This is a genomic window from Luteimonas sp. BLCC-B24 (genome assembly GCF_028550595.1).
Classification (GTDB): Bacteria; Pseudomonadota; Gammaproteobacteria; order Xanthomonadales; family Xanthomonadaceae; genus Luteimonas.
The window spans coordinates 23,447-38,548 of sequence record NZ_JAQQGN010000001.1 but is presented as its reverse complement, the minus strand read 5'-3'; the positions used below and the strand labels follow the sequence as shown (position 1 = coordinate 38,548).

General features: G+C 66.2%; 8 protein-coding genes and 2 tRNA genes. 5 read left to right on the top strand and 5 right to left on the bottom strand.

Annotation, left to right across the window (positions count from 1 at the left end; genetic code table 11):
- Positions 1 to 8: 8 nt before the first annotated feature.
- Positions 9 to 2,393 (bottom strand): phosphoenolpyruvate synthase, encoded by a 2,385-nt coding sequence (gene ppsA, locus PQS31_RS00190; RefSeq protein ID WP_272760662.1) that lies wholly within the window; start codon positions 2,391 to 2,393, stop codon positions 9 to 11.
- Positions 2,394 to 2,505: 112 nt separating this feature from the next.
- On the opposite strand from ppsA, the gene PQS31_RS00185 reads away from it, so the two are divergent.
- The 5 genes from PQS31_RS00185 to PQS31_RS00165 all read left to right on the top strand — a co-directional run bounded on the left by PQS31_RS00185 (position 2,506) and on the right by PQS31_RS00165 (position 7,009).
- Entirely contained in the window at positions 2,506 to 3,327 is an 822-nt protein-coding gene (locus tag PQS31_RS00185) for a pyruvate, water dikinase regulatory protein (RefSeq protein WP_272760661.1), read from the top strand.
- Positions 3,328 to 3,410: 83 nt separating this feature from the next.
- Entirely contained in the window at positions 3,411 to 3,917 is a 507-nt protein-coding gene (locus tag PQS31_RS00180) for a DUF1249 domain-containing protein (protein WP_272760660.1), read from the top strand.
- A gap of 94 nt (positions 3,918 to 4,011) precedes the next feature.
- Positions 4,012 to 4,087 (top strand) — tRNA-Ala (locus PQS31_RS00175).
- A gap of 60 nt (positions 4,088 to 4,147) precedes the next feature.
- A tRNA-Glu gene (locus PQS31_RS00170) sits at positions 4,148 to 4,223 on the top strand.
- 659 nt (positions 4,224 to 4,882) lie between these two features.
- Entirely contained in the window at positions 4,883 to 7,009 is a 2,127-nt protein-coding gene (locus PQS31_RS00165) for a M3 family metallopeptidase (protein ID WP_272760659.1), read from the top strand.
- A 348-nt stretch (positions 7,010 to 7,357) separates the two neighbouring features.
- Here PQS31_RS00165 and PQS31_RS00160 read toward each other — a convergent pair whose 3' ends face one another.
- From PQS31_RS00160 to PQS31_RS00145, 4 genes are all read right to left on the bottom strand, one after another.
- Positions 7,358 to 8,398 carry a DNA-binding protein gene (locus PQS31_RS00160; protein ID WP_096209258.1) on the bottom strand — a complete coding sequence of 347 codons (1,041 nt, stop codon included), beginning with the start codon at positions 8,396 to 8,398 and terminating at the stop codon, positions 7,358 to 7,360.
- Between the two features lie 298 nt (positions 8,399 to 8,696).
- Complete coding sequence (locus tag PQS31_RS00155) at positions 8,697 to 11,192, bottom strand: heavy metal translocating P-type ATPase (RefSeq protein ID WP_272760658.1); 2,496 nt, start codon at positions 11,190 to 11,192, stop codon at positions 8,697 to 8,699.
- Positions 11,193 to 11,285: 93 nt separating this feature from the next.
- On the bottom strand, positions 11,286 to 11,870 hold the full coding sequence (locus tag PQS31_RS00150; protein WP_096009485.1) for a cation transporter: 585 nt from the start codon (positions 11,868 to 11,870) through the stop codon (positions 11,286 to 11,288).
- Positions 11,867 to 15,100 (bottom strand): CusA/CzcA family heavy metal efflux RND transporter, encoded by a 3,234-nt coding sequence (locus PQS31_RS00145; protein ID WP_133322063.1) that lies wholly within the window; start codon positions 15,098 to 15,100, stop codon positions 11,867 to 11,869. Before PQS31_RS00145 ends, PQS31_RS00150 begins: the two co-directional genes overlap by 4 nt.
- Positions 15,101 to 15,102: the final 2 nt, after the last annotated feature.

Here is a 15,102-nt window from a genome sequence, read left to right as displayed (position 1 = left end):
ACGTGGTCTCAGGCGGCCGGCTGCTTGGCCTTGGACTTCGCGAGCTTCAGCCAGGTGTCGACCACGGTGTCGGGATTGAGCGACACCGACTCGATGCCTTCGTCCATCAGCCACTGCGCCAGATCCGGGTGATCGCTCGGGCCCTGACCGCAGATGCCGACGTACTTGCCCTTGGCGCGCGCGGCCTGGATCGCCATCGACAGCAGCTTCTTGACCGCGGGGTCGCGTTCGTCGAACAGGTGCGCGACGATCGAGGAATCGCGATCCAGGCCCAGCGTGAGCTGGGTGAGATCGTTGGAGCCGATCGAGAACCCGTCGAAGATGTCGAGGAACGCGTCGGCCAGCAGCGCGTTCGACGGCACCTCGCACATCATGATGATCTTCAGGCCGGCTTCGCCCTGCTTGAGGCCGTTGGCCTCCAGCACCTCGACGACCTTGCGGCCTTCGTCCAGCGTACGCACGAACGGGATCATCACCCACAGGTTGGTCAGGCCCATCTCGTTGCGGACCTTGAGCACGGCTTTGCATTCCAGCGCGAACGCGTCCGAGAACGACGGATCGACGTAGCGGCTGGCGCCGCGGAAGCCGATCATCGGGTTCTCCTCTTCGGGCTCGTAGCGCGTGCCGCCGATCAGGTTGGCGTACTCGTTGGACTTGAAGTCCGACAGGCGCACGATCACCGGGTTCGGCGCGACCGACGCGGTCAGCGTGGCGATGCCTTCGGCCAGACGATCGACGTAGAAGCTGACCGGATCGGCGTAGCCTCGGGTCTTCTCGTCGATCTTCTTCCGGATGTCGGCGTCCTGCTTGTCGTATTCGAGCAGGGCCTTGGGATGCACGCCGATGTGCGCGGCGATGATCATCTCCAGACGCGCCAGGCCGATACCGGCATTGGGCAGCTGGCCGAAGTCGAACGCGCGCTCGGGGTTGGCGACGTTCATCATGATCTTCAGCGGCGCCTCGGGCATCGACGACAGATCGGTGGTGATGCGTTCGAACTCGAGGATGCCGTCGTAGATGTAGCCGGTGTCGCCTTCGGCGCAGCTCACGGTGACGTCCTTGCCGTCCTCGATCAGGTCCAGCGCGTTGCCGGTGCCGACGACCGCCGGCACGCCCAGTTCGCGCGCGATGATCGCCGCGTGGCAGGTGCGGCCGCCGCGGTTGGTGACGATGGCCGAGGCGCGCTTCATCACCGGCTCCCAGTCGGGGTCGGTCATGTCGGCGACCAGCACGTCGCCGGGCTGCACGCGGTTCATGTCGTCGAGCGAGCGCACCACGCGTGCGGCGCCGGCGCCGATCTTCTGGCCGATCGCGCGGCCCTCGGCCACGACGTCGCCGCGGGCACCGAGATGGAAGCGTTCCATCTGCGTCGCCTTGGCGCGCGACTTCACGGTCTCCGGGCGCGCCTGCACGATGAACAACTTGCCGCTGACGCCGTCCTTCGCCCACTCGATGTCCATCGGACGCTGGTAGTGCGCTTCGATGGTCAGCGCCTGGCGCGCGAGCTCGTGCACGTCCTCGTCGGTGATCGAGAACGTGTCGCGCAGCTCGGCCGGGGTGTCCTCGGTGCGCACGCGCTCACCGGGCGTGTCCGAATACACCATGCGCAGCTGCTTGCTGCCGATCGAGCGACGCAGGATCGCCGGCTTGCCCGCCTTGAGCGTGGGCTTGTAGACGTAGAACTCGTCGGGATTCACCGCGCCCTGGACCACCATCTCGCCGAGGCCGAAGCTCGAGGTGATGAACACCACGTCGCGGAAGCCCGACTCGGTGTCGAGCGTGAACAGCACGCCCGAGGCGCCGACATCGGAGCGCACCATCAACTGCACGCCGGAGGACAGGAACACGTCCTCGTGCTTGAAGCCGTGGTGCACGCGGTAGGCGATCGCGCGGTCGTTGTAGAGCGACGCGAACACTTCCTTGACCTTGACCACCACGTCGTCGGCGCCGGCGACGTTGAGGAAGGTTTCCTGCTGGCCCGCGAACGAGGCATCGGGCAGATCCTCGGCCGTGGCCGACGAGCGCACCGCCACGGCGACGTCGCCGCCGCCGTTCTCCGCTGCCAGCTGGGCATAGGCGGCGCGGATGTCGGCATCGAGCTCGGGCTGTAGCGGTGCATCGATCACCCAGCTGCGGATTTCCTTGCCGGCGGCGGTCAAGGCGCCGACGTCTTCGACATCCAGCGTGGCCAAGCGATCGAAGATGCGCTGATGCAGGTCGTTGTGGGCGATGAAGGCCTTGAACGCATCGGCCGTGGTGGCGAATCCGCCGGGGACCGAGACCCCCAGCTTGGCGAGGTTGCCGATCATTTCGCCGAGAGACGAATTCTTGCCACCGACCTGGGCGAGGTCGGTCAGACGCAGGTCATGCAGCCACAGGATGTTGGCGCTCAAGAGGAAACTCCGTGTCGCGTGAATCGAGGGGATGACCGGGCAGGCCCGGTATGGAACGGTTATTTTAGCCTTCCCGGGCGCGAAGGCGCTCGTCGCACGACCGGATCACCGCATGTCCGCCACGCGCCCCGTCTTCTATGTGTCCGATGGCACCGGTATCACTGCCGAAACCATCGGCCACAGTCTGCTGACGCAGTTCAGCGGCACGCAGTTCAGCACCAACCGCATCCCGTTCGTCGACAGTCTCGAACGCGCGCGCGAGGTGGCCGCGCTGATCCGGGCACGTGGCGAGGCGATGGGCGTGCGACCGATCGTCGTGAGTTCCTGCGTCGATCAGAATCTGGCGCTGGCCCTGGGCGAGAGCGGGGCGCTGGTGCTCGACGTGTTCGCGCCGTTCATCGAGCCGCTGGAGCGCGAGCTGCTGGAGACACGCGAGTCGCGCGTGGGACGCGCGCACGGCATGGTGGATTTCGACACCTATCACCGGCGCATCAACGCGATGAATTTCGCGCTCACCCACGACGACGGCATGTCGGTGGACTACGACGAGGCGGACGTGATCCTGGTGGCGGTTTCGCGCGCGGGCAAGACGCCGACCTGCGTGTACCTGGCGCTGCATCACGGCGTGCGCGCGGCGAACTACCCGCTGACCGAGGAAGACCTGGAGCACGATCGCCTGCCGCCGCGGCTGCGTGCGCATCGCAGCAAGCTGTTCGGGCTGACGATCGATCCGGTGCGCCTGGCCCAGATCCGCCAGGAGCGCAGGCCGAATTCCCGCTACGCCAAGCTGGAAACCTGCAAGAGCGAAGTGGTGGCCGCCGAGGCGCTGTTCCGCGCCGAGCGCGTGCCGGTGCTGAGTACGACGCACACCTCGATCGAGGAAATCTCCAGCAAGGTGATGTCGACGCTCGGAATCGAGCGCGTGATGTACTGAAACGCCGCGCCCACCATCGTGGGCGCCGCGCGCGGGGTCGTCAATGTCTGCCGGGTTCACGGATCGCGCGGTAGCATCGGTCCATGCAGAACGTAATGACACGCCGGCCGCGACTTCCCGCCCTGGGACGGTTCGGCTGGCTGATGGCGCTGTATGCGGAAAACCACGGGCGTCTGGTGCGCCTGTTCGACCCGGGGCGTCTGGCGCCGGGTCAGTACGTGTCGCACGTGGAGGGCGCGCTGTCCGTGCGTCTCGACGTGCTGGCCCAGCACGCCTATACGACCGAGCTGCGGCTGAGCTACACGATGCTCGACCCGGCGACGGGTGAACCCGATCCGTCCGCCTATCTGCGGCTGTATCGCGATGCCGGGCAGGTGGAAGCCACCCATTGCTATGTCGGACGGCGCTGGCAGGACGTGATCGGCATGTTCCCGCCGCCGGTCGAGGTCGTCGATCACCGCACCCGCATGAACACCTTTCTCGGCAAATGGCTGCTGTACCTGCACGACCAGGGACACGGGCTTGCAACCTTGCGTCGAAATCCGGATGATGCGCGCCTCGATCGCAACGAGGCCGGCGCCACCGGCTGACACGTTCCCCGGAACGGACGCAGCGAACGAAGGGTGTACGAAATTCTGTTGACGTTGCCGATAAGGAACACTACAATTTCGCGCTCCCAAACGTGGGGCCATAGCTCAGCTGGGAGAGCGCCTGCATGGCATGCAGGAGGTCGGCGGTTCGATCCCGCCTGGCTCCACCACAATTTGTCCGATGGTCGTCAACGGCCTGATCATCGGAACGACGCAAGACGGTTTTCTGCGTCCCCATCGTCTAGAGGCCTAGGACACCACCCTTTCACGGTGGACACCGGGGTTCGAATCCCCGTGGGGACGCCACTCTTCATGCAGACGGGCAGCTCGAATGAGCTGCCCGTTTTGCATTGGAGTTTTCGAAATGCTGTCGCGGGCACCTGCGACGGCGTCAGGCGTCGAGCCGGCATCGCGGCTCGATCGCCTTGCACGGCGGGGCAGGTAGCGATCCTCAGCGCCGGTGGCAGGTTCGATTCGCAGCTTCGCTCTTTGTCCGCGCTTCGCCTGCTCGCAGCAGGGGCCTTGCCGTGCCGAGGGCGTGTGCGACGTGCCTTGCCGCCCGCGCACGCAGGGACGCCGCGGCAGGATGACGTGCCGTACCACGGCAGCGGGCGCATCCGCGGCGCGCACGCGCACGCAATCCGAAGTCGTCGTGCACTGCGGCCCTCGTTCTGCAGGCCGGTCCGGCGGCATCGCAAGGCTCCAGGTTCCCGTCTCTGCGCAACGAAGCAGCCGGACGTGTGCAACCAGGCAGCCGCCGGGGGCTCGCGACGACGCATGCCCGCCCCCCGCGAAAGCGAGGCGCAGCGCCTACCGGGGGCAGGGCGACGTGGTACCGCGCTCCGGGAGTTCGGTGAACGGCGCGAATGGCATCGAGCGCGCGGCCTGTTATACATTCACACGAATACGTGCGGTCCCCGTCACCGGGACCGATGCCTTTGAGAGTCCAGCTTCGGAGCAAGACCATGGTTTTTCGTGCCTGCCTTCTGTCCACCGCGATCGCGGCGACGCTTCTGGCCACCAGCCTGCCGAGCGCAGCGCAATCCGTCGAAACCCGCGCGGAACAGGCCGCCAATCCGCTGACCACGGCGTGGAACACGCCCGACGGCGTGCCCCCGTACGATCGCATCCGCCCCGAGCATTACGAGCCGGCGTTCGACCTGGCGATCGCCGAGGCGCGTGAGGAAAGCGCGCGCATCGCCAATGATCCGGCCGCGCCGACGTTCGAGAACACCATCGAGGCGATGGAGCGGGCGGGGCGCCAGCTGGCACGTGTCTCGAGCACTTTCTTCACCGTGGCATCGGCCGATGCGACCCCGGCCAACCAGGCCGTGCAGAAGAACGTGGCGCCGAAGCTGGCGCGTCTCTCGAACGAAATGATGCTCGACCAGGCGCTGTTCCAGCGCGTGGACACGCTCTACAACACGCGCGCCGAGCTGGGGCTAACGCCCGAGCAGATGCGTCTGCTCGAGCAGACCCACAAGCGTTTCGTGCGTGCCGGTGCGGCGCTTTCGCCCGAGGCGCGCACGCGCGTGGCGGCGATCAACGAAGAGCTGGCGAATCTGGGCGTGGCATTCGGTCAGAAGCTGCTGGCGGATCAGAAGGCCAACGACGTCTTCCTGAGTGAGGCCGAGGTGGAAGGCCTGCCGGCGGATCAGCGCAGCGCGGCCGCCGCCGCCGCGACCGCCGCCGGGCAGCCGGGTGCATTCCTGTTTCCGGCGACGCGTTCGTCGGCCGAGCCCTTTCTGACGGCCGCGCCGAACCGTGCGGCACGCGAGAAGATCTGGCGCGCCTTCACCTACCGCGGCGACAACGACAACGCCAACAACACCAGCGAGGAGATCAAGCGCCTGGTGCAGTTGCGGATCGAGCGCGCCGAACTGATGGGGGCGGCGAGCCATGCCGACTTCGTGCTCGAGGATTCGATGGCCAAGACCACCGATGCCGCGATGGAGCTGCTGATGGCGGTCTACCAGCCGGCCCTGGTGCGGGCGCGCGAAGAGCTGCGCGACATCGAGGCCCTGGCCGCGAAGGACGGCATCACCGATGTCCAGCCCTGGGACTGGCGCTATTACGCCGAGCAGGTGCGTCGTGAGCGCTTCGCGCTGGACGAGGCGGAGGTCAAGCAGTACATGCCGCTGGACGGCATCGTCGATGCGATGTTCGAGACCACGCAGAAGCTGTTCGGGCTGACGGCGCACGAGCGCACCGACATTCCGGTGTATGCCGACGGCGTGCGCGTATTCGAAATCCGCGAGGCGGACGGCCGCAAGGTCGGCCTGTTCTATGCCGACTGGTTCGCGCGGCCCACGAAGCGTCCGGGCGCCTGGATGAACAGCATCCGCGTGCCCAACGCGCTGCTGGGCGACACGCCGATCGTCGTCAACAACCAGAACATCACGCCGCCGGCGAGCGGTGAGCGTGCGCTGATCTCGCTGGACGAGGCGCAGACGCTGTTCCACGAGTTCGGCCACGGCCTGCACGGCCTGCTGTCGACGGCGCGCTATCCGAGTCTGTCGGGCACCGCAGTGTCGCGTGACTTCGTCGAGTTCCCGTCCCAGGTGTACGAGCACTGGATCACCGAGCCGGCCATCCTGCGCGCGCATGCCCGCAATGCCGCCGGCGAACCGATGCCCGAGCCGATGCTCGAGGCGTTGCTGAAGGCGCAGACCTTCAACCAGGGCTTCCTGACCGTGCAGCAGCTGTCCTCGGCGATTCTGGACATGCGTCTGCACCAGATGACCGAGCTGCCGCAGGACTTCGATGCGCGTACGTGGGAAGCGGCGCAGCTGCGCGAGCTCGGCGTGCCCGAGGAGATCGGCATGCGTCACCGGCTGCCGCACTTCAGCCACATCTTCGACGGCGGCTACTCGGCGAGCTACTACGCCTATACCTGGGCCGAGGCGATGGACGCCGACGGCTTCGACGCGTTCAAGGAAGCCGGCAACGTGTTCGACCCGGAACTCGCCGCCAGGCTGCGCCGCGAGGTCTACGAGGTCGGCAACACCCGCGACCCGGCCGAGAGCTACCGCGCGTTCCGCGGTCGCATGCCGACCGCCGACGCGCTGCTGCGCAACCGCGGCTTGAAGTAATCCGGCGCCTCGCGTCGCGGCAAGGACCGCGGCGCAAGGCGAGGGCGCTTCACCGGCAAGGGCGATACGACACGTGCGTATCGCCCTTGTTCGTTCCGGCGGCCTGTCTCGGGACGTCGCAGGCGGATCCCCGTCACGTGGATGGATCGACGTGGGTCTGGATGGGAGCCGAGCCGGCGGTGGCATGCGGTCATCCAGTGCGAGACCAGCGCTGGGGACATGCGAATTCCAGGTTCGAAACCGAAACGCGTGGACCAGCGATGATCGCTGCAGGAGCCGCGAGCGGACGGGGGGTTCAGCCGAGATACGTGTAAAAATGCCCCATACAATCTGTTTTCCCTTGTAGATTCATTTGGTTGCCGGATTTTTTTGGGCGCTAGTTCCGTCAGCGCGATCGGGTCGCAGTTGCGCCAGCAACTGCTCCAGCGTGGTCATACGCACGTCGGCCCGCAACGCCTCGGCCTCTGCCTGTTCGCGACGCTCCCGCTCCTTCGTTAGATCGGCGCGAGCACTGGCCAATTCCACCCGTGCGGCTTCCAGCGTCTGGGTATCTTGCGCCCAGCGGGTCTGCAGGGCCTGGTGCTCGGCAGCTGTAAGCCGCAGCGCGTCTAGTTCCTTCCGCTGCTCGTCCGCTGCCTGACGCATCTGCGCCAGCTCCCGCTCCAGGCGGGTGTGACGCTCCAGCCACTGCCCGTTGTCGCGGTTGAGCTGCACCAGCTCGTGGTTTTTGGCGGTCAGCGCTTCGTTGGCCTGACGCAGCGCGACCTGCAGCTCCTGCACCTGGTGCTCGTGGCGGCGTTGCTCCTGCTCGCGCTGCTCCTTTACCGAGGTCCGGTAGTGCTCCAGCGCCTCGCGGGCGTGCTGGTGCTTCTGTTCCAGTGACTGCGCGTGTGCCTCGTGCTCTGTCAGCCGTGTGGTCAGGCCAGCGATGCGTTCGCTGAGCTGCGCGACCTCCGTCACCCGTTCGGCCAAGGCCTGCTGGGTAGCGGCGTGCACGGTTTTTTCCTCGTGCAAGGCGGTTTCAACGCGCTGAAGCTGGGCGCCCAGCGCGGCCGCTTCCTGCTGGGCACGCTCCAGCGCCTGGCTGCGCTCCTGCAGTTGCACCTCGAAGCGCTGACGAGCCTCGACGACGACCGCCTCGGCCTCCTCGTGCAGGCGCCCGGAGAGCCGGCCGACGAGATCCTGCAATGCATCGCTGACTGCGACTTTGGCGCCAAGGCCTTGCCCTTCCTCTTCCTCCAACTCTTTCAGATAGCGGTGGATCGTGGTCTTGGAGCCGGTGTTGCCCAGCGCCACTCGCACGGCGTCCACCGACGGGTGCTTGCCCTGCGCCCGCAGCGTATCGCGGGCCTTCTGGATGTCGCTCTTGTACAGGCCGCCGCGTGCCATCGCGCTCTCCGACTATTTCGTAATGTATTACATACCACGAAATTACATACCAATCAAGTTACGGAACGGGCAATAATTTGACCGTATTTTGAAGCGGGATAATAGTGGTTTATCCCGTGTCAGCCGCCTGAGGCCTGCACCAGGGGGGGCATTCAGTACGAAACTGGAATGTGCCGCCGCGTGCTAGCGCTCGGTAAGCGCTGCATTTTCCGTTTGTCAGAATCATGGCCGGCAGCGTGCTGACGAGAAGCAAAAGCGGTCAAGGGCGCGCAGGCTCTCTTCATGAGCCCTGCCGCGTCTAGCCAACGTGGGTTCGGTACGCCAACAGCCGCAGCGCATTGAAAACCACGAGCAAGGTGGATCCTTCGTGAATAGCGACTGCTGGTCCGATCCCCAAGCCCAAAATCGTTGCGGGCACGAGGAAGGCGACAATGCTCAGGCTGACGAACACGTTCTGACGGATCACCTTGCGCGTGTGACGGCTCAAGTCCACCGCAAATGGCAGGTGGCGGAGGTCATCGGCCATCAGCGCGACATCCGCGGTCTCCAGTGCGACATCCGAACCCGCGGCGCCCATCGCGATGCCGACCGTGGCGCTGGCCATCGCCGGCGCGTCGTTGACGCCGTCACCCACCATCGCGACCTTGTCCTGCGCGCGCAGCTTGCGTATGGCCTCAACCTTGTCCTCGGGCATCAGGTCGCCCCAGGCTTCATCAAGGCCGACTTCCGAGGCGATCGCCTCGGCGACCCGTTGGTGGTCGCCGGAGATCATGATCATGCGGGTGATGCCGAGTTCACGCAGTGCCTTCAGCGCTTCAGGCGCACCGGCCCGCGCGGTATCGAGCAGGCCGATGGCGCCGAGATCGCGCGCCCCTTGCCTGACGACCATCGAGGTGCGCCCTGCAGCGCGAAGTTGTGCGATGGCGGCAGCCGCCGATTCCCCCAGCGGAGCGACGCCGTCGGCGCCGAACATCTCGGCCTTGCCAATCCAGACCGTCTCGTTGTCGAAGGTGGCAGTGACGCCGCGTCCGATCAGGTTCTCGAGCCCGCTCGCGGAAGGGATCTCGCGCCCGCCCAGCCGCTCGCGGCCATCCCGGGCAATCGCCGCGGCCAGCGGATGGTCGCTGAGAGACTCAACTGCCGTTGCAACGGTGAGCAGTTCCTCCTCCGCCACCCCATCGACGGCGATGACATTGGTGATGCGCGGACGCCCTTCGGTCAGGGTGCCCGTCTTGTCGAAGGCCATTGCACTGAGCGAGCCGAGTTCTTCCAGGGGCGCGCCGCCCTTGATCAGCACGCCGCCGCGGGCCGCGCGGGCAATGCCTGACAGCACCGCGCTGGGCGTGGCGATGGCCAGCGCGCAGGGACTGGCGGCCACCAGCACCGCCATCGCGCGGTAGAAGCTGTCCCGGAAGGGTTCGTCGACGACCACCCACGCGAACAACAGCAGGAAGGCCAACACAAGCACCGCAGGTACGAAGATGCGCTCGAACCGGTCGGTGAAGCGCTGGGTCGGCGACTTCCGCGTTTCGGCCTCGCTGACCATCTGGACCACTCGCGCCAAGGCCGAATCGGTGGACTTGCGCGTGACCTCGACCTCGATTGCGCCGCTGCCATTGATGGTCCCGGCGAACACCCGTGAGGCGGCATCGACGCTATCCGGCCGTGTGCGCGCGGTCGAGGGGTCGTCCACGGGCCGCTTGTCAACCGGGATGCTTTCGCCGGTCACCGGTGCCTGGTTCACGCTGGAGGTACCGAGTACGAGAAAGCCGTCGGCGGACAGGCGTTCGTTCGGCTTGATCAGGACGACATCGCCGACAACCAGTTCTTCAACTGCGATCTCCTGTATCCGGCCGTCGCGTCGTACGGTCGCGGTGGCCGGGGCGAGCTCAGACAAGGCCTCGATGGCGCGCTTCGCCCGGCCCATCGCATAGTGTTCGAGGGCGTGGCCCAAGCTGAACAGGAACAGTAACAACGCGCCTTCGGCCCACGACCCGATCGCCGCGGCACCGGCTGCGGCCACCAGCATCAACGTGTCGATCTCGAAGCGCTTCAGGCGCAGGTTGTCGATCGCCTCACGGAGCGTATAGAAGCCGCCGAAGAAGTATGCCGCCACGTAACAGACTAACGGCAGCCAGGCAGGCGCGCCGGCAAAGGACTTGTCCATCAGGAAGCCAGCGAGGAGCAAGCTGCCGCATACCAGCGAGAAGATCATCTCCGTGTTCGGCCCCAGCAGCCCCGCATGTGCGTGCGACTCCCCACCGGTGCCATGCAAATGGTCGTCGCCCTCACGGTGGACGTGGCGCGCCTCATCTTCTCCATGTGCATGTTGATCGTCATTCAGAGTCTTTACCGGGACAACCTGCATGCTGGCTAGCACGTTCAGGATGCGCGATTCGGACACCTCACGGCGGTCGAACTCGACATGGACGATGCCCGCCGCGCTGGCCTCGGCTTCGAGTACGCCCCCAAGCGACCTGAGCTGCTCGGCGACGGTGCGCGCACGACGCTGGTGGCCAATGCCCTTCACTTCCCACAGAGCATGACCGTAGCGTTCGCTGATCGCCGCGCCGGCACGCTCGACCATCTCGCGGATGCGGGCGAGTGGCACGACGTCCGGGTCATGGTGGACGCACAACTGCGTCGGCGTGCCGTCCGATCCCGCGCGCAAGTGCACCTGCACAATGCCATCGCGGCTTTCCAGGTCGTGAATCAGCCGCCTGACGCAGGCGTCGGACTCGTCCGGCACCTGCGGTAGCAGGATCTGCAGGTCGATGCGGAGCTTTCCGGTCATTGTTGTTCTCCCACGATTCGAGCGCTGGTGTCTTGCCTGCGCAAGCGTTTTGTGCATACACCCGTCGGCAGGCAACGACGGCGCAGCCGAACTCTATCCATCGGATCGCTTGTCTTCGTGGACGCTTTGCAGGATCTCGATGCCGCCTTTGAACGCGACACCAGCAATCAATGCACCCGCCACCAGATCCGGCCAGGACGAACCGAGCCAGAGCACCAGAACACCCGCCACGACTACGCCGCCATTCGAAATGAAGTCGTTGAAGCTGAAGGTTTCGGCCGCCTTCATGTTCACGTCGTCGGAACGGAGGCGGCGCAGCAGCACCAGGCACCACAGATTGATGGCTCCGGCGACGAGCGCCAGTCCGATCATGACGGGGCCGAGCGGCTCGGCCCCATACATCCATCGCCGGACCACGTCCGCCAGCACCATACCCGCGAAGATCAACAGAAGGACCCCCGACACGTTCGCCGCTCCCCGCTTCCAGGCGGGTCGGCGCTCGAGGGCAAGGTAGCTCAGCAGATAGACGGCTGCGTCCGAACCGTTGTCGAGGGCATTGGCGAGCAGCGCGCTGGAATCGGCCACCCAGCCCGCCACTCCCAGTCCTGCGAACAGCGCGAGGTTCCACAGCAAGACCTGCCGTAGAACACTCCTTTGCCGGGCCAGATTCGGGGTCATGTCGCGTGCCGCTTCGGACGATGCGCGATGGCCCGCGCCGCGAAGGTGGGCAGCACCAGCAGCGTCAGCACGGTCGCCGTGATCAGCCCGCCGATGACGACGGTGGCCAGCGGCTTCTGCACTTCGGCGCCGGCACCGACCGCGATCGCCATTGGAATGAAGCCGACGATGGCCACCAGCGCCGTCGTGAGCACGGCGCGCAGACGGTTGGCGGCGCCGGTGGTCGCCGCTTCCAGTGGCGCATCTCCAGCCTCGAGCCGTTCGTGGATGGCCTGCATCAGAACCAGGCCGTTGAGCGTGGCAACACCGGAGACGGCGATGAAGCCCACCGCCGCCGTCACCGAAAACGGCATGCCGCGCACCAGCAGTGCCAGGACGCCGCCGACCAGCGCCAGCGGCACGCAGAGGAACACCAGCGCTGCCTCGCGGATCGACCCGAGTGCCATGTAGAGCAGGCTGCCGATCATCAGGAACACAATGGGGATCACCAGAGCCAGACGTGCTTCGGCACGCTGCAGGTTCTCGAACTGGCCACCCCAGTCCAGGTAGACGCCACTGGGCAAGGAAACGCCCGCAACGGCAGCCTGTGCTTCCTCGACGAAGCCGCCCAGATCCCGACCCCGCACGTTGGCCTGGACCACGATGCGGCGGCTGCCGTTGTTGCGACTGATCTGGTTGGGACCTTCGCTGACATCGATGCGCGCGACCGAGGACAGCGGAACCACGGTGCCGTCGGGCGCGACCACCGGCAAGGCGGCGAGCTGCGCCGGATCGTTGCGTGCGTCCTCTTCGAACCGCACCACCACATCGAAGCGGCGATCGCCCTCGAAGATCTGACCGGCCGTGGTACCACCAACGCCAGTCGCCAGCGCCTCGCTGATGTCCGCCGCGCTCAGGCCGTACTGCGCCGCGGCCGCATGATCGACCCGCACGGTCAACGTAGGCAAGCCAGAAACCTGCTCCACGCGAACGTCGGCTGCGCCGTCGATGCCGCGCAGTTGGACCGAGATGCGTTCCGCGACAGGCTGCAGCACGTCGAAGTCGTCGCCGTACACCATCACGGCAAGGTCGGTACGCACGCCGGAAATCAGCTCGTTGAAGCGTAGTTCGATGGGTTGGCTGAACTCGAATGCATTGCCGATCTGTTTGTCGACAATGGACTCAAGTCGGCCGAGCAGCGCCTCTTTGTCGAGCGACCTGTCCGGCCACTCGGCTTTTGGTTTGAGGACGATCACGCTATCGGAGATGTTGACCGGCATCGGATCGATTGCGGCCTCGGCCGTGCCTGTCCGCGTGAAAATCGTCTCGACCTCCGGCTCGCTGGTGATGGCTTTCTCCAGCGCAAGTTGCATCGCCAGCGACTGCTCCAGCGAAGCAGAAGGCACCCGCAAGGCCTGCATCGCCAGGTTGCCCTCGTCAAGGGTCGGCATGAATTCGCGGCCCAGCGAGACGAATGCGGTGAAGCCAATGACAAGCATGGCGACGGCGCCGATCAGCACGCGGCGCGGCCGCATCACCGCAGCGCGGATGACCGGTTCGGCCTTGCCACGCACGAAACGGATGATTCGGGTCTCGTGTTCGCCGTCGTGCTCGCCTTCGTCACGCGGCGCTGCTTGCGCGGGCCGGGGCTTGGGATCACGCACGAACAGCGCGGCCATCGCCGGCACGAAGGTGAAAGAGAGAATGAACGCGCCGACCAGGGCGAGCATGAAGGTCGCGGCCATCGGCTGGAACGTCTTGCCCTCCACGCCCTCCAGCGTGAGGATCGGCGCGAACACCAGCAGGATGATGAGCTGACCAAACGCCGCCGGTCGCACCATCTTGCGTGCTGCCCGGATCGCCACGCCCACTCGCTCGCCTGCGGACAGTGCGCGTCCCAGTTCGGCCCGTTTCTGGCCGAGCATGAGCAGGGTGGCCTCGATCACGATCACCGCACCGTCGACGAGGATGCCGAAGTCGAGTGCGCCCAGGCTCATCAGATTGCCGCTGATCCCGAAGCGGTTCATGCCGATCACCGCGAACAGGAACGACAGCGGGATCACCAGTGCGGTGATCGCCGCCGCCCGTATGTTGCCCAGCAGCAGAAACAGCACCACGATGACGAGCAGTGCCCCTTCGGTCAGGTTCTTGGCTACCGTCCTGACCGTGGAATTGACCAGCACGCTCCGGTCGAGCACCGGCTCGGCGACGATGCCCGGGGGCAGTGAGCGGTTGACTTCGGTCAGGCGCTCCGCGGCCGCGAGTGCCACCGTGCGGCTGTTGCCGCCGGCGATCATCAACGCCGTCCCGAGCACCGCTTCGTGGCCGTCCCGCGTCGCGGCACCCAGCCGTGGCGCCTGTCCGATGCCGACGCTGGCCACGTCCGCGACGCGGATCACAAGGCCGTCGCGGTTGGCGACCGGCGCCTGTGCCAGATCGTCGACGGTCTGCGCCAGCGCATCTGCGCGAACGATCAGGCCCTCGCCAGCGCGCTGGACGATGCCCGCACCGGCCTGGACGTTGGCGCGTTCCAGAGCCTGCACCAGCTCGCCCAGGCCGATACCGTAGGCCGCCAGCCGCTCGGCATTCGGGCGGACGGCGTATTCCTTGACGTAGCCGCCGATCGTATCGACACCGGCAAGGCCGGCGGTGGAGCGCATCTGCGGTGCGATGATCCAGTCCTGCACCGTTCGCAGGTAGGTTGCGCGCTCCTGTGCCGTCGCAAGCCGGTTGCCTTCCGGAGTCAGGTAGACCTCTTCGGCCTGCCAGCCGGGCTCGTTCGGCTTACTGACGTTCGCCGGGTCGAACGGCACGTAGTCCACCGTCCACATCAACACCTCGCCGAGGCCCGTGGTGACCGGCGACATCATCGGCGTCACGCCCTCGGGAAGATCCTCCTGCACCTCGCGCATGCGCTCGGCCACCTGCTGGCGCGCGAAGTAGATGTCGGTCTGGTCGGTAAAGATCGCCGTAACCTGCGAGAACCCGTTGCGCGAGAGCGAGCGCGTACTGGTCAGTCCGGGGATGCCCGCCAGCGCGGTTTCAAGCGGATAGGTGATCTGGCGCTCGATCTGGCCCGGGGCGAGCGCGGGCGCAATGGTGTTGATCTGCACCTGCCGGTTGGTGATGTCCGGCACCGCATCGACGGGCAGCCTGCCGAGCTGGAACAAGCCGTAGACAGCGATGACCGCCGCGGCGAAGACCACGGCCCATCGGAAACGGACCGCTGTTTCGATAATGATCTTGAACATGT

What these genes read in the sequence shown, in the direction of transcription:
- PQS31_RS00185 (WP_272760661.1), top strand. Translation starts at nt 2,506, where the DNA reads ATGTCCGCCACGCGCCCCGTCTTCTATGTGTCCGATGGCACCGGTATC.
- PQS31_RS00180 (WP_272760660.1), top strand. Translation starts at nt 3,411, where the DNA reads ATGCAGAACGTAATGACACGCCGGCCGCGACTTCCCGCCCTGGGACGG.
- PQS31_RS00165 (WP_272760659.1), top strand. Translation starts at nt 4,883, where the DNA reads ATGGTTTTTCGTGCCTGCCTTCTGTCCACCGCGATCGCGGCGACGCTT.
- PQS31_RS00160 (WP_096209258.1), bottom strand. Translation starts at nt 8,398, where the DNA reads ATGGCACGCGGCGGCCTGTACAAGAGCGACATCCAGAAGGCCCGCGAT.
- PQS31_RS00155 (WP_272760658.1), bottom strand. Translation starts at nt 11,192, where the DNA reads ATGACCGGAAAGCTCCGCATCGACCTGCAGATCCTGCTACCGCAGGTG.
- PQS31_RS00150 (WP_096009485.1), bottom strand. Translation starts at nt 11,870, where the DNA reads ATGACCCCGAATCTGGCCCGGCAAAGGAGTGTTCTACGGCAGGTCTTG.
- PQS31_RS00145 (WP_133322063.1), bottom strand. Translation starts at nt 15,100, where the DNA reads ATGTTCAAGATCATTATCGAAACAGCGGTCCGTTTCCGATGGGCCGTG.